The sequence below is a fragment of the Roseateles sp. DAIF2 genome (assembly GCF_015624425.1).
In the GTDB taxonomy this organism is placed as follows: domain Bacteria; phylum Pseudomonadota; class Gammaproteobacteria; order Burkholderiales; family Burkholderiaceae_C; genus Kinneretia.
Genome location: NZ_CP049919.1, coordinates 4,874,414 through 4,893,942, shown reverse-complemented (window position 1 = coordinate 4,893,942; position 19,529 = coordinate 4,874,414). Strand labels below are relative to the sequence as shown.

General features: G+C 70.1%; 14 protein-coding genes and 1 tRNA gene. 4 read left to right on the top strand and 11 right to left on the bottom strand.

Annotated features, from left to right (window positions below):
* Window positions 1–3: 3 nt before the first annotated feature.
* The 9 genes from G8A07_RS22560 to G8A07_RS22520 all read right to left on the bottom strand — a co-directional run bounded on the left by G8A07_RS22560 (window position 4) and on the right by G8A07_RS22520 (window position 11,544).
* Entirely contained in the window at window positions 4–1,401 is a 1,398-nt protein-coding gene (locus G8A07_RS22560) for an efflux transporter outer membrane subunit (RefSeq protein WP_249937101.1), read from the bottom strand.
* On the bottom strand, window positions 1,401–4,697 hold the full coding sequence (locus G8A07_RS22555) for an efflux RND transporter permease subunit (protein ID WP_195794182.1): 3,297 nt from the start codon (window positions 4,695–4,697) through the stop codon (window positions 1,401–1,403). The genes G8A07_RS22560 and G8A07_RS22555 overlap by 1 nt, the downstream gene beginning before the upstream one ends.
* A 21-nt stretch (window positions 4,698–4,718) precedes the next feature.
* A complete protein-coding gene (locus G8A07_RS22550) occupies window positions 4,719–5,939 on the bottom strand; it encodes an efflux RND transporter periplasmic adaptor subunit (protein ID WP_249937100.1) in 1,221 nt (406 codons plus the stop codon).
* 452 nt (window positions 5,940–6,391) lie between these two features.
* Complete coding sequence (locus tag G8A07_RS22545; protein WP_195794181.1) at window positions 6,392–7,012, bottom strand: 50S ribosomal protein L25/general stress protein Ctc; 621 nt, start codon at window positions 7,010–7,012, stop codon at window positions 6,392–6,394.
* Window positions 7,013–7,121: 109 nt separating this feature from the next.
* Window positions 7,122–8,093 (bottom strand): ribose-phosphate pyrophosphokinase, encoded by a 972-nt coding sequence (locus G8A07_RS22540; RefSeq protein WP_305798624.1) that lies wholly within the window; start codon window positions 8,091–8,093, stop codon window positions 7,122–7,124.
* Between the two features lie 85 nt (window positions 8,094–8,178).
* Window positions 8,179–8,255 (bottom strand) — tRNA-Gln (locus G8A07_RS22535).
* Between the two features lie 47 nt (window positions 8,256–8,302).
* On the bottom strand, window positions 8,303–9,265 hold the full coding sequence (gene ispE, locus G8A07_RS22530) for a 4-(cytidine 5'-diphospho)-2-C-methyl-D-erythritol kinase (protein WP_195794180.1): 963 nt from the start codon (window positions 9,263–9,265) through the stop codon (window positions 8,303–8,305).
* Between the two features lie 15 nt (window positions 9,266–9,280).
* Entirely contained in the window at window positions 9,281–9,808 is a 528-nt protein-coding gene (locus G8A07_RS22525; RefSeq protein WP_195794179.1) for an outer membrane lipoprotein LolB, read from the bottom strand.
* The gene (locus G8A07_RS22520) at window positions 9,805–11,544 is read right to left on the bottom strand and encodes a tetratricopeptide repeat protein (protein WP_195794178.1); all 1,740 of its coding nucleotides are present in this window, start codon (window positions 11,542–11,544) and stop codon (window positions 9,805–9,807) included. Before G8A07_RS22520 ends, G8A07_RS22525 begins: the two co-directional genes overlap by 4 nt.
* 122 nt (window positions 11,545–11,666) lie before the next feature.
* On the opposite strand from G8A07_RS22520, the gene mutM reads away from it, so the two are divergent.
* The 4 genes from mutM (at window position 11,667) to G8A07_RS22500 (ending at window position 16,846) form a co-directional block, all read left to right on the top strand.
* Entirely contained in the window at window positions 11,667–12,494 is an 828-nt protein-coding gene (gene mutM, locus G8A07_RS22515; RefSeq protein WP_195794177.1) for a bifunctional DNA-formamidopyrimidine glycosylase/DNA-(apurinic or apyrimidinic site) lyase, read from the top strand.
* The gene (gene mutY, locus G8A07_RS22510) at window positions 12,479–13,510 is read left to right on the top strand and encodes an A/G-specific adenine glycosylase (protein WP_195794176.1); all 1,032 of its coding nucleotides are present in this window, start codon (window positions 12,479–12,481) and stop codon (window positions 13,508–13,510) included. Before mutM ends, mutY begins: the two co-directional genes overlap by 16 nt.
* 333 nt (window positions 13,511–13,843) lie before the next feature.
* Window positions 13,844–16,438, top strand: a complete 2,595-nt coding sequence (locus G8A07_RS22505; protein ID WP_195794175.1) for a TonB-dependent receptor — start codon at window positions 13,844–13,846, stop codon at window positions 16,436–16,438.
* A gap of 78 nt (window positions 16,439–16,516) precedes the next feature.
* Window positions 16,517–16,846 (top strand): hypothetical protein, encoded by a 330-nt coding sequence (locus G8A07_RS22500; RefSeq protein ID WP_195794174.1) that lies wholly within the window; start codon window positions 16,517–16,519, stop codon window positions 16,844–16,846.
* A 25-nt stretch (window positions 16,847–16,871) separates the two neighbouring features.
* On the opposite strand, the gene rapZ is transcribed toward G8A07_RS22500, so the two are convergent.
* Both rapZ and recN read right to left on the bottom strand, forming a co-directional pair.
* Window positions 16,872–17,762 carry an RNase adapter RapZ gene (gene rapZ / locus G8A07_RS22495; RefSeq protein ID WP_256441067.1) on the bottom strand — a complete coding sequence of 297 codons (891 nt, stop codon included), beginning with the start codon at window positions 17,760–17,762 and terminating at the stop codon, window positions 16,872–16,874.
* Window positions 17,759–19,477 carry a DNA repair protein RecN gene (gene recN, locus G8A07_RS22490; RefSeq protein WP_195794173.1) on the bottom strand — a complete coding sequence of 573 codons (1,719 nt, stop codon included), beginning with the start codon at window positions 19,475–19,477 and terminating at the stop codon, window positions 17,759–17,761. The genes rapZ and recN overlap by 4 nt, the downstream gene beginning before the upstream one ends.
* Window positions 19,478–19,529: the final 52 nt, after the last annotated feature.

Sequence of the window (19,529 nt, the reverse complement as noted above, 5' to 3'; positions counted from 1 at the left end):
GGATCAGCCTCCCCAGCCGCCGGCCAGCGCCTTGTAGACGCCGACCAGCGAGGTGGCGGCCGCGGTCTGCGACTGCGCCAGGCGGTCGCGCGCCGAGAGCAGCTCGCGCTCGGCATCCAGCACCGCGAGGAAGTCGCTGACGCCGACACCGAAGCGTTCGCGCGCGATCGCCGCGGCCTTCTCGGCCGAGACGGCGGCCTCGAACAGGGCCTGTGCCTGCCGCTGGCTGTGGGTGTAGCCGACCAGCGCGCCCTCGGTCTCCTCCAGCGCGTTCAGCACCGTGCGCTCGTAGCCGAGCAGGGCGGCCTCGCTGCGCGCATCGGCGGCGGCGATGCGGGCCTTGATGCGGCCGAAGTCCAGCAGGTTCCAGACCAGCTGCGCGCCCAGGTTGTAGGCATAGGCCGCGCCATCGTCCAGCCGGCCCAGGCTGGAGGCGTTCTGGCCCAGGGTGCCGCCCAGGGTGATGCGCGGGAACAGGTCCGCGCGCGCCACGCCGGCGCGTGCGGCCGCCGCGGCGGCGGCCTGCTCGGCCGCCTGCACGTCGGGGCGGCGGCGCAGCAGGTCCTGCGGCGTGCCGATCTGCTCCAGCGCCACCGCCTTCAGGCCCGGCAGCGGCCGCACCTCGGCCAGCTCGCGGTCCAGCGCGGTGGGTGCCTGGCCGCTCAGCACCGCCAGGCGGTAGCGGTTGCGCAGCAGCGCCGCCTCCAGCGCCGGCACGCTGGCCGCGGTGGACTGCACCAGCGAGCGGGCGCGCTCGCTGTCGAAGGCGGTGCCGCGGCCGGCCTCCTGGCGGCCCAGCACCAGCTTCAGCGCGGCCTGCTGGGTTTCCAGCGAGGCACGCGCGACGCGCAACTGTTCCTGCAGGCCGCGCAGCTCGAAGTAGGAGCGCGCCACCTCGGCCGCGACGCTCAGGCGCGCCGCGCGCAGCCCGGCCTCGCCGGCCAGCACGCCGGCCGCGCTTGCGCGCTGCTCGCCGGAAAGGCGGCCGAACAGGTCGGCCTCCCAGGCCACGTCGAAGCCGGCCGAATAGGCGCGCCGCGTCTGCGCCTGGCCCTGGTCGTTCTGCGCGCGGATGCGCGCCGCGCCGGCGCTGACGCCGACGGTGGGCAGCTGCTGCGCGTCGGCGAAGCGCGCCAGCGCGCGGGCCTCCTGCAGATTGGCCGCGGCGATACGCAGATCGGTGTTGGCCGCCAGGGCCTTGTCGATCAGCGCGTCCAGCTGCGCGTCATTGAAGCCGCGCCAGAACTGCGCCACCGGTTCGCCGCTGGAGGCGGCATCAAGCGGCTTGTTGGCGAACTCGGCCGCCAGCGCGGGCTCGTAGCGCTTGAGCTCGGGGCCGCTGGAGCAGGCGGCCAGCGCCGCCAGGCTCAGCAGGGAGAGCAGGGTTTTTGTAGTTTTCATCATGCGCCCTCCTTGCCGGGCAGCGGACCTGCATCGTCGATGCCGGGATGGAAGGGATGGGCGGAGGCGTCGATCTCGCGCTTGAGTTCGGCGGCGCGGGCGCGCTTGCCCTCGGTGCTCTTGCGCATCAGCGCGTAGAACACCGGGGTCAGGAAGATGCCGAACAGCGTGACGCCGACCATGCCGGAGAACACCGCGATGCCCATCGCGCGGCGCATCTCGCTGCCGGCACCGGTGCCGAGGATCAGCGGGATCACGCCGGCGCAGAAGGCGATCGAGGTCATCAGGATCGGGCGCAGGCGCAGGCGGCAGGCGTGGATGATCGCGTCATGCAGCGCCTCGCCGCGCTCCTCCAGCTCCTTGGCGAACTCGACGATCAGGATCGCGTTCTTGCAGGCCAGGCCCACCAGCACGACCAGGGCGACCTGGGTGAACAGGTTCAGGTCGCCGGCCTGGCCGAAGGGCGGGAAATGCGAGATCCAGACGCCGAACAGGGCGGCGAAGACGCTGGTCGGCACGATCATCACGATCGCCAGCGGCAGGCTCCAGCTCTCGTACTGCGCGGCCAGCACCAGCACCACGAAGATCACCGACAGCATCAGCACCGCGGCCAGGGTGGGCACCTTGATGTCCAGGCCGGGCAACGGGACCTCGCGGGTCAGGCGGTCCTGGTAGGTCAGCTCGGTCCACTCGTAGGCCATGCCGCGCGGCAGCGAGCTCTTCAGCAGCTTTTCCATCTCGGCCTCGGCCTGGCCGCTGGAGAAGCCCGGGTTGGGCGCACCGTTGATGTCGGCGCTGGGGTAGCCGTTGTAGCGGGTCACGCGGGTCGGGCCGAAGGTGGGCTTGACCTCCATCAGCGCGCCCAGCGGCACCATCTCGCCGCGGCCGTTGCGGGTCTTCAGGTCGGTGATGTCGTCGGCATGGGCGCGGAAGGGCGCGTCGGCCTGCACGATCACCTGGTAGGTCTTGCCGAAGCGGCTGAAGTCGTTGACATACAGCGAGCCAAGGTTGATCTGCAGGGTGTCGTAGATGTCGTTCAGCGCCACGCCCATCTGCTTGGCCTTGCCGCGGTTCACGTCGGCGAAGAGCTGGGGCACGTTGATGTCGTACATCGAGAACGGCGTCGCGATGCTGCTCTTGGGGTTGCCGTAGACCTGGCCCAGGGTTCCCCAGACCGCGCCGTACAGGGCCTGTTCGCCCTGGCCGCTGCGGTCCTGCACCTGCACCTTGAAGCCGCCGGCATTGCCCAGGCCGTCCACCGCGGGCGGCGGCACGACGAACATGCGTGCGCCCTGGATCTCCTGGATCGCGCCGTTGACCTGGGCCAGGATCGCGTCCTTGGACATCTCGCGGCCCTTGCGCTTCTCGAAGTCGGCCAGGCCGAAGAAGACGATGCCCTCGTTGGGCGCGGCCGAGAAGCCGGCAAAGGATAGGCCGGGGAAGGCCACCGAGTCGACGATGCCGGGCACCTTCAGCGCGATGTCGCTCATGCGGCGGATCACCTCCTCGGTGCGGTCCAGGCTGGCGCCGGCGGGCAACTGGGCCACGCCGATCAGGTACTGCTTGTCCGGCGCTGGCACGAAGCCGCTGGGCAGGCGCCACAGCAGCAGGGCCGAGAAGCCCAGCAGCAGCGCGTAGACCACCAGGGCCAGCGATTTGCGGCGCAGGATGCCGGTGACGCCACGGCCATAGGCCTCGCTGCGGCGCTGGAAGAAGCAGTTGAACCAGTGGAAGAAGCGGCCGAACAGCTTGTCCATCAGCTTCATCACCCGGTCCTTCGGCGCGTCATGCGGGCGCAGCAGCAGGGCCGAGAGGGCGGGCGACAGGGTCAGCGAGTTGAAGGCCGAGATCACGGTGGAGATCGCGATCGTGGCGGCGAACTGCTTGTAGAACAGGCCGGTCAGGCCGGGCACGAAGGTCAAGGGCACGAACACCGCGCACAGCACCAGGGCGATCGCGATGATGGGTCCGCTGACCTCGCGCATCGCCTTCACCGTGGCCTCGCGCGGCGTCAGCCCGTCCTCCAGATTGCGCTCGACGTTCTCGACCACGACGATCGCATCGTCGACCACGATGCCGATCGCCAGCACCAGGCCGAACAGGGTCAGCGTGTTGATCGAGAAGCCCAGCGCCAGCATCACCGCGAAGGTGCCGACGATCGAGACCGGCACCGCCAGCAGCGGGATGATGGACGCGCGCCAGGTCTGCAGGAACACGATCACCACGATCACCACCAGCAGCACCGCCTCGATCAGGGTCTGCACGACCTTCTTGATCGAGGTCTGCACGAAGCGGGTCGGGTCGTAGACGATGTCGTAGCTGACGCCCTGCGGGAAGTCGGCCTTCAGGCGCTCCATCGTCTCGCGCACGGTCTGGGAGATCTCCAGCGCGTTCGAGTTGGGGGCCTGGAAGACGCCGATGGCGGCCGCCTCCTTGTTGTTCAGCAGGCTGCGCAGCGCATAGGTGCTGGCGCTCATCTCGACGCGGCCGACATCGCGCACCCGCACCAGCGCGCCGGTGGCGGGTTCGGTGCGCACGATGATGTCGGCGAACTCCTCCTCGCTGACCAGGCGGCCCTGGGTGTTGACCGAGAGCTGGAACTCGGTGCCCTTGGGCGCGGGCGAGGCGCCGACGACGCCGGCCGCCACCTGGGCGTTCTGCTCGCGGATCGCGCCGACCACGTCATTGGCGGTCATGCTGCGTGCGGCCAGCTTCTGCGGGTCCAGCCAGATGCGCATCGCATAGTCGCCGGCGCCGAACATCTGCACCGAGCCCATGCCGGGCACGCGCAGCAGCTGGTCGCGCACGTTCAGCGCGCCGTAGTTGCGCAGGTAGAGCGCGTCGCGGCTGTTGTCCGGGCTGACCAGGTGCACCACCATGGTCAGGTTGGGCGACTGCTTCTCGGTCGTCACGCCGATCTGGCGCACGATCTCGGGCAGGCGCGGCAGCGCGCGGTTGATGCGGTTCTGCACCGCGGTCTCGGCGGCCTCCGGGCTGGTGCCGACCTTGAAGGTGACCGTCAGCGCCATCGCGCCGTCGGCCGTGGCCTGGCTGTCGAAGTACAGCAGGTTCTCCAGGCCGTTGATCTGTTCCTCCAGCGGCGTGGCCACGGTCTCGGAGATCACGCGCGGATTGGCGCCGGGGAACTGGGCGCGCACGACGATCTGCGGCGGCGCAACCTCGGGGTATTCCGAGATCGGCAGCTGGAAGATCGACAGCAGGCCGACCAGGAAGATGAAGATCGACAGCACGGTCGCGAAGCGCGGCCGGTCGATGAAGAAACGGGAAATGTCCATGGGGTGGGTTCCTCGCTGGACTTACTTGGAGGCGGCCGGGGCGGGCGGGGCCGCCGGGATCGGCATGCCTTTCGCGTCCACCTTCAGCAGCTGCGGCGTCACCGGCGCGCCGGGGAAGGCGCGCAGCAGGCCGTCGACGATCACCAGCTCGCCGGGCTTGACGCCCTCGACCACGCGCATGCCGTCCAGCAGCAGACCGGGCTTTACCTCGCGCGGCTGCACGATGTTGTCCTTGCCGACCACCAGCACGATCTTGCGGGTCTGGTCGGTGGAGATCGCGCGCTCGGCCACCAGCACGGCCGCATTGCTGCCGTTGCCGACCAGCTTGATGCGGGCGAACAGGCCCGGCGTGAACAGGCCCGACTTGTTGTCGAACACCGCGCGGCCGCGGATCGAGGCGGTGGCCGGGTTCAGGCGGTTGTCGACGAAGTCCATCTGGCCCTCGTGCGGATAGCCCTCCTCATTGCCCAGGCCCAGCAGCACCTTGTTGCCGCCGCTGCGCGACTGAGCCCCGCCGTTGCGCGCGGCGCGGGCATGCTTCAGGTAGGTGGCCTCGCTGGCATCGAAATAGGCATAGACCTTGTCGCTGGAGACCACGGTGGTCAGCACCGGATCGCCGACGCCGACCAGATTGCCCGGCGTGACATTGGCGCGCGAGCTGCGGCCGGAGACCGGGGCGGTGATGCGGGTGAACTCGAGGTTCAGCTTGGCCTGGGTCAGCGCGGCCTCGGCGGCGCGGATGTTGGCCTCGGCATTGCGGGCGCCGGCGCGCAGCTGGTCGATCTCCTGCTGGCTGACGCCCTGGATCGGGACCAGCTTCTGGGCGCGGGCCAGCTCGCTGGCGCTCAGCTCGGCCTGGGTGCGGGCGGCCACGGCCTGGGCCTCGGCGCGCGCCACCTCGGCGGCGAAGGGGCGCGGGTCGATCGTGAAGAGCGGATCGCCCTTCTTGACCAGCTGGCCCTCCTTGAAATGGACCTTGTCCAGGGTGCCGGCCACGCGGGCGCGGATCTCGACGGTGTCCGGCGCTTCCAGGCGCGCGGTGAACTCGTCGAACTCCTGCACATCGCGCTGCACCACCGGTGCCACCGAAACCGGCGGCGGCCCGCCGGCATGCATATGCTGCTGGTCCGCTTGCTGGCCGCAGGCCGCCAGCAGGGCGGCGGTGCTCAGCAGGGACAGCGACAGCAGGCCGGCCTGCGGCATGTTGTTCTTCTTGTCTTGGAATCGCTTCTTGTCGGTCATGAGGAACCCTCCAGCGACCCGCCCGGCCGCGCGAGGGACGGCCGACCAACGGGCCAGTGGGCGCGACTGTAGGGGCTGCAGCCTAATACCCGTGCCCCCTAGGGTCTTGGACTGCTGACAAGTTTTGGCAGCAGTCTTGCCGCGGCGCACCATCGAAGGGAGTTCCGGCGCGGTTACGGCCGACGCGAGCAAGTCCGCGTTCGCCGGGCCGCGGGTGCACGCGCTTGCTCCGTGTCCCCCGGGCCGCGTTGCGGCCCTCCTCCTTGACCTGCGCAAGCGCGCGGACCCGCAACCCGGCTCTGCCTGCGCGGTGCCACGGCGACGATGCCTGGATCGCCACTCCTGCGTCCTACGCAGCGCTCTCATCAGAAGGCAAAGTGGCCGGATCTGAAAAAAAAAGGGCCCCGAAGGGCCCTTTGCATGAAGCGGGATAAAGAAGATAGCCGCAGGGCTTACTTCTTGCCCTTCTTCTTCTTGCCATCGTCCACGGGGGCGGCGGCAACGACGATTTCCTCGGCCTTCGGGGCCACGGCGGTGGCGACGGCCGGGTTCGGCTTGCCGTGCACGACGGGCTTGACGCCAGCGGGCAGCTTCAGGTCATTGATGTGCAGCGAGTTGCCCAGGGTCAGGCCGCTCAGGTCCACCTCGATGAACTCGGGCAGCTGCTTGGCCAGGCAGGTGATCGTCAGCACGGTGATCACATGGTCGACGGTGCACTTGTCGGTCTTGACGGCCGGCGAGTTCTCTTCGCCCACGAAGTGCAGCGGGATCTTCTTGGTGATCTTGGTGGTGTCGTCGACGCGCTGGAAGTCCACGTGCAGCACTTGCGGCTTGTACGGGTGGAATTGGACGTCGCGCAGCAGGACCTGGTCGACCTTGCCGTTCAGTTCCATCTCGAGGATGGTGCTGTGGAAGGCTTCCTTCTTCAGGGCATGGAACAGCGCGTTGTGGTCCAGCTCGATGGTGGCGGGTTCGCCAGCGCCGAAGACGATGCCGGGCACCTTGCCCGAAACACGCAGGCGGCGGCTCGCTCCGGTCCCCTGCAGCTTGCGCTCAAAAGCGGTGAATTTCATATCTGACTCCAAAAATTCCGAGGCGCCACCATGGCGCTCCGGGGTGGAAGGCCCGCGACCAGGCTCTTCCGTACAAAAGGCCGACCCTTGCGGATCGACCTCCTGAATCTTAGAAATTGTTGTTCTGTTCCGAGAACAGCGAGGTGACCGACTCGCCGTCCGAGATGCGACGGATGGTCTCGGCGAACAGGAAGGCGACCGACAGCTGGCGGATCTTGCCGCAGGCCTTGGCGGCGTCCGACAGCGGGATGGTGTTGCTGATCACGACCTCGTCCAGGTGCGAACCGGAGATGCGCTCGATCGCCGGGCCGGACAGGATGGGGTGGGTGCAATAGGCGAACACGCTCTTGGCGCCGCGGTCCTTCAGCACCTCGGCGGCCTTCACCAGCGTGCCGGCGGTGTCGATCATGTCGTCCATGATCACGCAGTTGCGGCCGTCGATCTCGCCGATCACATGCATGACCTCGGAGACATTGGCGGCCGGACGGCGCTTGTCGATGATGGCCAGGTCGCAGCCCAGCTGCTTGGCCAGCGCGCGGGCGCGCACCACGCCGCCAACGTCGGGGCTGACCACCACCAGGTTCGAGTAGTTGCGGCTCTTCAGGTCCGACAGCAGCACCGGGCTGGCGTAGATGTTGTCGACCGGGATGTCGAAGAAGCCCTGGATCTGGTCGGCGTGCAGGTCCATCGTCAGCACGCGCTCGACGCCGACGGTCTCCAGCAGGTTGGCGACGACCTTGGCCGAGATCGGCACGCGGGTGGAACGCGGGCGGCGGTCCTGGCGGGCGTAGCCGAAGTAGGGGATCACGGCGGTGATGCGGCGCGCGCTGGCGCGCTTCAAGGCATCGACCATGATCAGGAGTTCCATCAGGTTCTCGTTGGTCGGCGCGCAGGTCGGCTGGACCACGAACACGTCGCGGGCGCGCACGTTCTGCTGGATCTCGACCGTCACCTCGCCATCGGAGAAGCGACCGACCACGGCCTTGCCGAGTTCGAGCCCCAGATGGGTCGCGATTTCTTGGGAGAGCACCGGGTTTGCATTGCCGGTGAAGAGGACGGTGTTGAGCAGCACGGCGGCCATCCTTGGTGAAGGACCCGTGGCCAGCCAGCGTGTCCAGGGTCTTTCAAAGACGAAAAACCCGCAGGGCGGGTTTCTCTAGAACATTTGGCAGGGGAGGAAGGACTCGAACCCTCGCATGTCGGAATCAAAATCCGATGCCTTGACCAACTTGGCGACTCCCCTACACAGGACACTGCAGAGCTGCAGCACCCCAAAACCTTGCCGATCCTTCAAGCCCATCCGCTAAGCGGGTGGCGGTCCAGACCGCGGCATATTTTGCCAGTCCACGCTCCCGGAAGATCCTGGAGCATTGTCGCCATGGACTGGTTCGACATGCCATCTTTTTCTTCACTGCTCACCCTGGCGAAGACCGCGCTGCCCGAACCCGTCATGCGGCTGTTGCCGTAACGAGCTTCCAGCAGTTGCAGAGCCTGGCGCACTTCGGGGCAGATCGCTTCGGCCGGTTTCTGTAGATCGTTGCTACCGAATCCGCCGCAAAGCTTCGCTACACCTTGCGCATCCAGCTTCACCACTTCAGCACCTGTCGACTGCAAACTTTCGTTTTTGTCGTCGCTGCTGTTGTGTGCAGGAAAGCCCGCTACTATAGCCACGCTTTTCGACCTTGCCAAGAGGGGGCTCGAAAAAATTTCCTGGGTGGCGATCGATGTGGGCGGTTTGAGAACAAAGTAGGTCTGCGCCGGCAGGTCCACCGGGTGCAGGATCTCGCCGATGCCCTCGACAAAGGCATTGCGCCCGCCCAGGAAGAAGGGCACGTCGGCGCCCAGCTTCAGCCCCAGCGGCAGCAGGCGCGCCAGCGGCCAGTTCAGACCCCAGAGCCGGTTCAGCGCCAGCAGGGTGGAGGCGGCATCCGAGGAGCCGCCGCCCATGCCGGCGCCGGCCGGCAGGCGCTTCTCCAGATGGATGTTGGCGCCCAGGGCGGCGTCGCCGCTCTCGGTGCGCAGCAGCCGCGCGGCGCGCAGGCACAGATCGTCCTCGGGCAGCTCGGCCATCGCGTCGGCGCCGTCATGGCGCGCCAGCCGGCCATCGCCGCGGCGCTCGAAATGCAGGGTGTCGGCCCAGTCGATCAGGGTGAAGATCGACTGCAGCAGGTGATAGCCGTCGGGGCGCTTGCCCACCACATGCAGGAACAGGTTGAGCTTGGCCGGGGCCGGGACGTCGTAGAGCGCTTGCATCGGGAACGGGAAAGGTCAGGGGTCGAGCCGCGCGCGCAGGGTCACGGCGGGCTCGGCGGGGCGGTTGGCCACGATCAGGCCATCGCCGAAGCGGGACAGGTCGATCTGCCAGCCCAGCTGGGCAAAGCCCTGGGCGGCGCCTTCCAGCGGCTGGCTGCCGGCCCGCGGCCAGGGGCGGCCGCGCAGCCAGTCGAACAGGGCCGCCACCGGCACCGGCTCGCCCAGCATCTCGCGGGTCAGAGAGTCCAGGTCCTCGAAGCGGCGCTCCTCGCGCGGGGTCTGCAGCAGCACCTCGGCGCGGCTCCAGCGTGCCCGCGCCACCAGGCTGCCCAGCGGCGTGCTCAGCTCCAGGCGGCCGGCCTCGGGCGAGCCCAGCAGCTCGAAGGCGGCGCTGTCGCCGCCGCGGCCGCTGACCTGCACCGACAAGCGCCCGGACAGGCGCAGATCGCCGTCCTGCGCCGCGGGCGGCGCCTCGCGCTGCAGATTGGCGCAGCCGGCGAGCAGCGGAGCGACGAAGGCCAGGGCGAGCAGGCCGCGCCTCATGGCGCCTTCAGGCGCTGGCGCGTCTCGCGCAGGGCCTCGTTCTTCGGGTCGCGCTTGGCGCCCTCGTTCCAGACCTTGCGGGCCTCGTCCTGCTGGCCGACCACCCACAGCACCTCGCCCAGATGCGCGGCGATCTCGGCGTCGGGGCGCGACTGGTAGGCCTGGCGCAGCAGGCGCAGCGCCTCCGGGTGGTTGCCCAGGCGGAACTCCACCCAGCCCAGGCTGTCGACGATGAAGGGCTCGCTGGGCGCGTATTGCAGTGCCTTGGCGATCAGGGTGCGGGCCTCTTCGAGCCGGGTATTGCGCTCGGCCAGCGAGTAGCCCAGCGCGTTGTAGGCGTGGTAATGCTCGGGCTTGATCTCCATCACCTTGCGCAGCAGCTGTTCCATCTGCTCCAGGCGGCCCAGCTTCTCGGCCATCATGGCCTGCTCGTAGACGATGTCGGCATCGCTGGTGAAGCGCTTGCCGGCCTGCTCCAGCACGGCGAGCGCGCCCTCCCATTGGCGCACCTCGCGCAGCAGCTGGGCCTCGGCCATCAGCTTGGCGCGGGCGTCCTCGTCGCGCTCGCCGGGCAGGGCCTGCAGCAGCGCGCGGCCCTTGGCCAGCTGGCCCTGGCGCGCCATCAGCGAGGCGCGGCGGTAGCTGACCTCCAGCTGGCGCTGCGGCGCATCCACCTTGGACAGCCAGCCCTCGGCCGCGCGCAGCTCGCCGCGCATCTCGGCCGACTGGGCCAGCAGCAGCCAGGCCTGCTGGCGCGAATCCTTCAGCGCCTCGGGGCTGTCGGCCGGTGCGGCCTCCAGCTTGACCAGGAAGGTCTGCAGCGCCTTCTCGGCGGCCTCGGGATGGCGCAGGTCCAGCTCCAGCGCGCCCAGCGCATACCAGGCGGCGGCGTTGTCCGGCGTGGCCTGGGTGACGATGCGGAACTCGCGCGCGGCATCGGCGGCGCGCTGGCTGCGCGCCAGGGTGCGGCCATAGGCCAGGCGCAGCGCATGGTGGTCGGGCTGCTGCTTCAGCCGCTCGGTGATCAGCGCCTCGGCCTCGGGCCGTTCGGCCATCAGGTCCAGCGCCAACAGCATCGGCTCATCGGCGGCCGGGAAGTCCTTGGCGGCCAGGCGGGTCAGGGCCAGGGCCTTGTCGTCCTCGTCGGCGCTGAGCGCCAGGCGGCCCTGCACCAGCAGAGCCATCAGCCGGGTCGCGGGCTGCTGAGCCGCGCCCTCCAGCACCGAGAGCGTGGCCTCGTAGACCCGCTTCGGTTCCGGCGTGCGCTGGAACAGGCGCGGCAGCGAGGCCAGCACGCCGCTGCGCTGCGCCTCGGGCGTCAGCGCCAGCAGGCTGCGCAGCGGCGGGCCGACCTCGGAGGGGCGGTTCAGCGCGGCCAGCAGCTGGATGATCATCTGGTGCGCCTCGACCGAATCGGGCACCGCGTCGCGCCAGGCGCGGGCGGCGATCAGGGCCTGGTCGCCGGCGCGGGCCTGCAGCGCGATATTGACGACGCGGCGGTACAGCTCGCTGTCGCCGGTGCGTCGCGCCGCGTCCAGCAGCACCTGGAAGGCCACGCCGGGCTGGCCGGCGCGCAGCTCCATCTCGCCGACCAGCAGCTGGTAGAACATCGGCGCGTCCAGCTCGGAGTTCTGCACGGCCGGGGCGCTGGCCGCGGTGCTGGCCTGGGCCTGGACCGGGCCGAGCAGGGCCAGCAGGCCGGAAAGCGCGACGCTGGCAACGGTGGTTTTGGGCATGGGAACTCCTGGAACGGTCAGCCCCGATGATGCGGGCGCCACATTGCTGGATTGTGGTCGATTTTCCTTAAGCAGCCCTTGGGCAGCAGCGCCGGCCGCGGACCTTTATCATGCGCCCCGCCATGCCGGAATTGCCCGAAGTCGAAGTCACCCGCCGCAGCTTTGCCGACGCCATCGAGGGCGCCCGCGTGCTGGAGGTGCGCCTGGGCAAGCCGCTGCGCTGGCCGCTGGGCCTGGACCAGGACGAACTGCTGGGCTCGACCGTCGGCGCGGCGACGCGGCGCGGCAAATACCTGTGGCTGCCGCTGCGCGGCGAGCGCCTGGCCGGCGGGCTGCTGCTGCATCTGGGCATGTCGGGCAGCCTGGCCTTCACCGCGCGCGACTCGAACCCCGGGCCGCATGACCATTTCGACCTGCGCACCAACCGCGGCCTGCTGCGACTGCATGACCCGCGGCGCTTCGGCGCGGTGGTCTGGTCGCCCTCGCTGGCCGACGGCCCGGCGGCCAAGCTGCTGGCCGGGCTGGGGCTGGAACCCTTCGATCCGCGTTTTACCGGCGCTTACCTGAAGGCCGGCCTGGCGGCGCGGCGCGTCGCGATCAAGCAGGCGCTGTTGGCCGGCGACCTGGTGGTCGGGGCCGGCAATATCTACGCCTGCGAGGCCCTGTTCCTGGCCGGCATCGACCCGCGCCTTCCCGCCAACAAGCTCAGCGGCCCGCGCTGCGAGCGCCTGGCCGAGGCGGTGCGCGGCGTGCTGGGCCGCGCGCTGGAAGCCGGCGGCACTACCCTACGCGATTTTCGCGACGCCCATGGCGTGGCCGGCAGCTTCCAGATGCAGGCCCAGGTCTATGGCCGCGAGGCCGAGCCCTGCCGCGTCTGCGCCACGTCGATCCGCCGCATCGTGCAGGGTCAGCGCTCGACATTTTTCTGCCCCGCATGTCAAAAGAAGTGAGCCTGCCCGCCGATTTCGCCGCCTTGCTGGTGGCCTGGCAGCGCAGCCATGGCCGGCATGAGCTGCCCTGGCAGAACACGCGCGACCCCTATCGCGTCTGGCTCTCGGAAATCATGCTGCAGCAGACCCAGGTGACGACGGTGCTGGGCTATTACCAGCGCTTCCTGGCGCGCTTCCCGAGCGTGATCGAGCTGGCCGCGGCGCCGCTGGACGAGGTGCTGACCCTGTGGGCCGGCCTGGGCTACTACAGCCGCGCGCGCAATCTGCACCGCTGCGCGCAGGCCGTCGCGGCCGAGCATGGCGGCGAATTCCCGCGCAGCGCGGCCGCGCTGCAGGAGCTGCCCGGCATCGGCCGCTCGACCGCGGCGGCGGTCGCCTCCTTCTGCTTCGGCGAGCGCATCGCGATCCTGGACGGCAACGTCAAGCGGGTGCTGTCGCGCCTCCTGGCCTTCGACGGCGACCTGGCCAGCGGCGCGCAGGAAAAGAAGCTCTGGGCCTATGCCCAGGCCCTGCTGCCGGCTGCTGAGGCCGACATGCCGGCCTATACGCAGGGCCTGATGGACCTGGGCGCCAGCCTGTGCGGCGCGCGCGCGCCGCAATGCCTGCTGTGCCCGGTGTCGGAGCTGTGCCGCGGCCGCGCCGAGGGCGAGCCGGCCAGGTATCCGATCAAGACCAAGAAGCTCAAGCGCGGCCGGCGCGAGAACTGGTGGCTCTGGCTTGAGCATGAGGGCAGCGTCTGGCTGCAGCAGCGGCCCGACAGCGGCGTTTGGGCCGGCCTCTGGAGCCTGCCGCTGTTCGACGACGAGGCCGCGCTCGATGCGCAGGCGCGCTCGCTCGGCGCCGCGCTGGAGGTGATGCCGCGGGTCGAGCATGCGCTGACGCATTTCGACTGGGTGCTGCATCCGCGCCGCGCCGAACTGGCGCAGGCCGCGAGCCCGGGCGAGGGCCGCTGGGTGGCGCGCGAGGAACTGGCCGCCTATGCCCTGCCTGCACCATTGAAGCGACTGATCGGCTGAGCGCTCGGTTGCGCATCTGCGCCGGCCGCATAAACAAGGCGGTTTTCCTTGTTTGGCCGCGCCGTAGCCGCTGGCTACATTGGCTGGGCGCCGACAAGAGCGTGCAGTCCAGAACCAGAACATCATGAAGTCCTGTTGTCCCCTCTCCAGCATGGCGCCGGTGCGCATGCTGCGTCCCTGAGCCACGGCGCCACGCGCCGCCAGCGCTCCCGCACCCCGATCCCTTCTTCGCCATTAACCCGCCGCGGTCATCCGCCGCGGCCGGGCCGGCTCGCCCCTACCGGGGCGTTCTTTCCATCTCTCTCTTATCCATCCTCACGAAGGATTGCCGACATGCTGCTGACGAAACCCTCAGTGCTGGCCGCCGCATTGGCCGCCGTCTTCCTGCCCGCGGCGCAAGCCGCTTCCGACGAGGCCGGCGCGCGCCTGGAGCGCGTCACCGTGACCGGGTCCAACATCCTCTCGGTGCGGCGCGAGGGCGCGAACCCGGTGCAGGCCATCACCGATGCCGAGATCCGCGCCAGCGGCAAGACCAGCCTGCCGGAGCTGCTGCGCACGATCACCGCCAACAGCGGCAACAGCTTCAACGAGCAGTACACCGGCAGCTTCTCGGCCGGCACGGCCGGGCTGTCGCTGCGCGGCCTGAACCAGCAGAACACCCTGGTGCTGGTGAACGGCCGGCGCGTCGCGCCCTATGCGACCGCGCAGAACATGCAGGAGGTGTTCACCGACCTGAACAGCCTGCCGCTGGCCGCGGTGCGCCGCATCGAGGTGCTGAAGGACGGCGCCTCCTCGATCTACGGCTCCGACGCGATTGCCGGCGTGGTCAACATCCTGCTGCATGACGATTACCGCGGCACCGAGCTGCGGGCCGGCCTGGGCACTTCCACCGAGGGCACCGGCCAGCGCGAGCGCAGCTTCGAGCTGCGCCACGGTTTCGGCGACCTGCAGCAGCAGGGCTTCAACTTCACCCTGAGCCTGGACGGCCTGAAGCGCGACCGCCTGGACCAGAGCGACGTGGCCTGGCTGCGCGACAGCGATTTCCGCCGCGAGCCCGGCGGCACCCTGGCCTGGGTGCCGACCAACTACCTGGGCAGCGACGCCACCAACAAGCTGGGCGGCGTGCAGGGCCCGCTGCAGCTGCGCAACTACGGCGACATCACGCCCGGCAAGACCGGCAGCGTGCTGGCCTACAACCCGGCGCAGTACAAGACCCTGATCCCCGGCGTCGAGCGCTACCACGGCTCGGCCCGCGCCACCTGGCGCCTGGACGAGAACGCCGAGGCCTATGCCGAGCTGCTGCTGGGCAGCTCGCGCGCGGAGCTGCTGTTCGGCGCGCCGCTGACCGTCTCCAGCAGCCTGCGCGCATGGAACGACCGCAACCAGGCGCTGGACACGATCTCGGTGCAACTGCCCAAGGGCCACCCGAACTATCCTGCCAGCGGTTCTGCCGTGCTGAACGCGACCCTGTTCGATCTGGGCACGCGCACCAAGCAGGACGCGGTGCAGTTCCAGCGCGTGCTGGCCGGCGCGCGCGGCTCGGCCGGGCGCTGGGACTGGGGGCTGTCCTTCCTGCAGTCCAGCAGCCGGCTGACCGAGACGGTGCAGAACTTCGTCAACCGCTACGAGTTCGAGCGCGTGTTGCGCAGCGGCGGCTACGATTTCGCCGATCCCTCGCGCAACAGCGAGGCGCAGCGCCAGGCCCTGCGCCTGTCGACCCTGCGGCCGGCCAGCTCGGAGCTCTACAGCGTCGATGCCAGCGCCTCGACCGAGCTGACCCGGCTGCCGGCCGGGCCGGTGGGCTTCGCGGCCGGGCTGCAGCTGCGCCATGAGGCGATGGATTCGCGCACCTCGGACGCGGTGCTCAGCGGCACCGAGCTGCGCCCGGCGATCAACATCATCAAGGGCAGCCGCAAGGTCAGCGCCGCCTTCGCCGAGCTGAACCTGCCGCTGCTGAGCAGCCTGAGCCTGAACCTGGCGGCGCGCGCCGACCATTACAGCGACTTCGGCTCCGCCGTCTCGCCCAAGGCCAGCCTGCGCTTCCAGCCGCTGGATTGGCTGTTGCTGCGCGCCAATCTCTCGCGCGGCTTCCGCGCGCCCTCGCTGCCGGAGATCACGCAGAGCACCGGCGTCAGCTACGGCACGGTGCTGGACCCGCGCGACCCGGTGACGCCGAACCAGGCGCGCGGCGTGACCAACCTGACCGCGGCCAATCCGAAGCTGAAGCCGGAGCGCTCGCGCAATCTGAACTTCGGCCTGGTGGTCTCGCCCGATGCGCGCAGCAAGCTGAGCCTGGACTATTTCCAGATCAAGCAGCGCGACCTGATCGACACCGAGACGGCCGAGTTCATCATCGCCAACGAGGCGCGCCTGGCCGGCCGCGTGCTGCGCGACGAGCAGGGGCGCATCGTGTCGCTGACGCGCCAGTTCCGCAACCAGGGCGGGCGCAGCGTCTCCGGCTTCGACCTGGAGGGCAGCCGCAGCTTCGCGCTGGGCCAGGGCCTGGGCGAGCTGGTGCTGCGCGCGCAGGCGAGCCGGCTGCTGCGCTTCAGCCAGCCGCCGGCCGAGGGCGAGGCGGCGGTGAACGGCGCCGGCAGCAACGAGTTCGGCTCCCTGCCGAAGTGGCGCGGCGCCACCGGCGCGGCCTGGACCCGCGGCGACTGGACCGCCACCCTGAACTGGCAGCATGTCGGCGGCTACCGGCAGACCTACCGCCCGACCGAGGCCCATGCCGAGCGGGTGGCGGGCTTCGACACCCTGGACCTGAACCTGGACTGGCGCGTCACGCCGCAGCTGGTGGCCAGCCTGAGCCTGCAGAACCTGAGCAACGCCAAGCTGCCCTGGGATGCCTCGACCGGGCTCTATGACCATACCCAGGGCGATCCGCGCGGGCGCTTCCTGGGGGTGAAGGCCAGCTATCGCTTCTGATCGAGCGCAGATCGGGATGGGCGGGCGGGCCGCCAGGCCTTATGCTTCGGCTCCCGCACCGCCATGTTCCGCACAAGCATGAAACCCCTGGTCAAAAGCGCCGTCGAGTCCGCCCTGATTGCCGCGCTGGCGGCGGTCGCCTGCCTCTGGTTCATGATCTCGGCCGGCATGGCCGACGAGGGCGGCAACGAGGCCAAGGTGGTGCTGCTGGCGCTGGGCCTGACGGCCAGCCTGGTGGCGCACTGGACCTATATGGGCCTGGCGCTCAAGCGCGACGGCCGCCCGCTGCTGGGCTGGATGGTGGGCCTGGTGCTGCTGTTCCCGATCGTGACCATCGTCGCGCTGGTGCTGATGTCCGCGCGCGACGAGGAAGAGGGCAAGGGGCGCGGCGGCTCGCAGGCCGCCTGAGCCATAGCCGCGGCGGCGCTGGCGCCTACTTGGCGTCCAGCTCGCGGTGCCGCTTCAGCACATGACCATGGCTGGCGAACTGCCGGGCCAGGGTCTCGACCAGATAGACGGAGCGGTGCTGGCCGCCGGTGCAGCCGATCGCGACGGTCAGGTAGCTGCGCTGGTCGGCCGCGAAGCTGGGCAGCCATTGGCGCAGGAAGCCGCTGATCTGGCCCAGCATCAGGTTGACCTCGGGCTGGGCCGCCAGGTAGTCGGCCACCGGCGCGTCGCGCCCGTTCAGCGGGCGCAGCTCGCGGTCGTAATAGGGATTCGGCAGCACGCGCACGTCGAACACGAAGTCCGCATCGCTGGGCACGCCATGCTTGAAGGCGAAGGACTCGAACACCAGGGTCAGCGAGTCGCCGCGCACCGAGACGAGGTCGCGCACCCAGGCGCGCAGCTGCGCGGCGCGCAGCAGGCTGGTGTCGATCACGGTGGAATCGGCGCGCAGGCCGGCCAGCAGCTCGCGCTCCAGCGCGATCGCGTCCAGCAGCGCGCGGTGCGCATCGGCCTCGCCCGCGCCGCGCGGCTCGCTGCGCAGCGGATGCGGGCGGCGCGTCTCGGAGAAGCGCCGCACCAGGGCCTCGGTATTGGCGTCCAGGAAGATCGAGCGCACGCCGACGCCATCGGCGCGCAGCTGCTTGATCTGCGGCAGCAGATGCGGCAGCGAACCCTCGCTGCGCACATCGACCGCGATCGCGACGCGGCGTGCGCCGCCACGCTGCTGCTCCAGCCCAAGGAACTGCGGCAGCAGCTCGGGCGGCAGGTTGTCGACGCAGAAGAAGCCGGCGTCCTCCAGCGCATGCATCACCACCGACTTGCCGCCGCCGGACATGCCGGTGACCAGCACGACCTCGCCCTGACCGAATGCGCTCACGAACGCGCCTTTCTGCTACCGCTACCGTTGTTGTGATGGGCGCCGGCCGACTGGCCCAGCATCTCCTGCGCATGGGCCAGGCTGGCCGAGGACAGGCGCTCGCCGCCCAGCATGCGCGCGATCTCCTGCACCCGTGCCTCGCCCAGCACCGGCTGGACATCGCTGGCGGTGGCACCATCGGCGCGCAGCGCCTTCGACACCACATAGTGATGGTCGGCGCAGGCCGCGACCTGGGGCAGGTGGGTGACGGCCAGCACCTGGCGCTGGCGGCCCAGCTGCTTCATCAGCCGGCCGACGGTCTCGGCCACCGCGCCGCCGACGCCGGCGTCGATCTCGTCGAAGATCAGGGTGCCGGCACCGGCGCCCTCGTCATCGAGCTGGCAGGTGGTGACCGCGATCGCCAGCGCGATGCGCGAGAGCTCGCCACCCGAGGCCACCTTGGCCAGCGGGCGCGGCGTGCTGCCGGCATGGCCGGCCACCATGAATTCGGCACTCTCCAGGCCGAAGCTCTGCGGTTCCTCCTGCGGCAGCAGCGCCACCTCGAAGGCGCCGCCGGCCATGCCCAGCTGCTGCATCGCCTGCGTGACCGCCGCGGCCAGCGCCGGAGCGGCCTTGGCGCGGCCCTGGCCGACCAGCCGGGCCTCGCGGTCGTAGGCGGCGCGCGTCTCGGCCAGCGCGCGCTCCAGACCGGCCAGGTCGCCGGCCTCGTCCAGAGTCTGCAGCTCGGCCTTCCACTGCTGGTGCAGCGCGGGCAGTTCGGCGCCGGGGCGGCGGTAGCGGCGCGCCAGCGCCATCCAGGCCGACAGGCGCTCGTCCAGCTCGGCCAGGCGCTCCGGCTCCAGCTCGGTGCCGTGCAGATAGGTGTTCAGGGTATGGACCGCGTCCTGCAGCTGGGCCTGGGCGTTCAGCAGCGCCTCGATCGCCGGGGCCAGGCGGGCGTCGTACTCGACCACGTCCTGTAGCTTGTCCAGCGCCTGCTCGGTCAGGCTCTCGGCGTTCTGCTCGGCCTCGCCCGACTGGCCGCTGAGCGCCTCCTGCGCCAGCCGCGCCGCGTCCATCAGCGAGGCGGCATGGGATAGGCGCTGGTGCTCGGCGTTCAGTTCGTCCCATTCGTCCGCGCCGGGCGCGAGGCGGCCGATCTCCTCCAGCTGCCAGGCCAGGCGCTCGCGCTCGCGCGCCAGCTCCTCGCCCTTGCTGCGCGCGGCCTCCAGCTTCTCGGCCGCCTGCCGCCAGGCCGTATGGGCCTGAGCCAGGGGCTTGACGTCCAGGCGCGCGAAGGCGTCCAGCAGCGCGCGCACCGAGGTGGGCCGGGTCAGTCCTTGCCAGGCATGCTGGCCATGGATGTCGAGCAGGCTGTCGGCGGTCTCGCGCAGCTGGGCCACGGTGGCCGGGCTGCCGTTGATCCAGGCGCGGCTCTTGCCTTGCGCATCGATCACGCGGCGCAGCAGCAGGGTCTCGCCGGCCTCGAAGCCGGCCTCGTCCAGCCAGGCGGCCAGCACCGCGGGGCTGTCGAACTCGGCCGTGATCTCGGCGCGCGCCGCGCCCTCGCGCACCACGCCGGCATCGCCGCGGCTGCCCAGGGCGAGCTGCAGCGCATCGATCAGGATGGACTTGCCGGCACCGGTCTCGCCGGTCAGCACCGCGAAGCCGCTATCGAAATCGAGCTCCAGCGCCGGCACGATCACGAAATCGCGCAGGCTCAAACGCCTAAGCATCAAAGTTCTCCATGCCGCTTGAGCGGCGTGTTCATTGCACGCGCGCATCCGC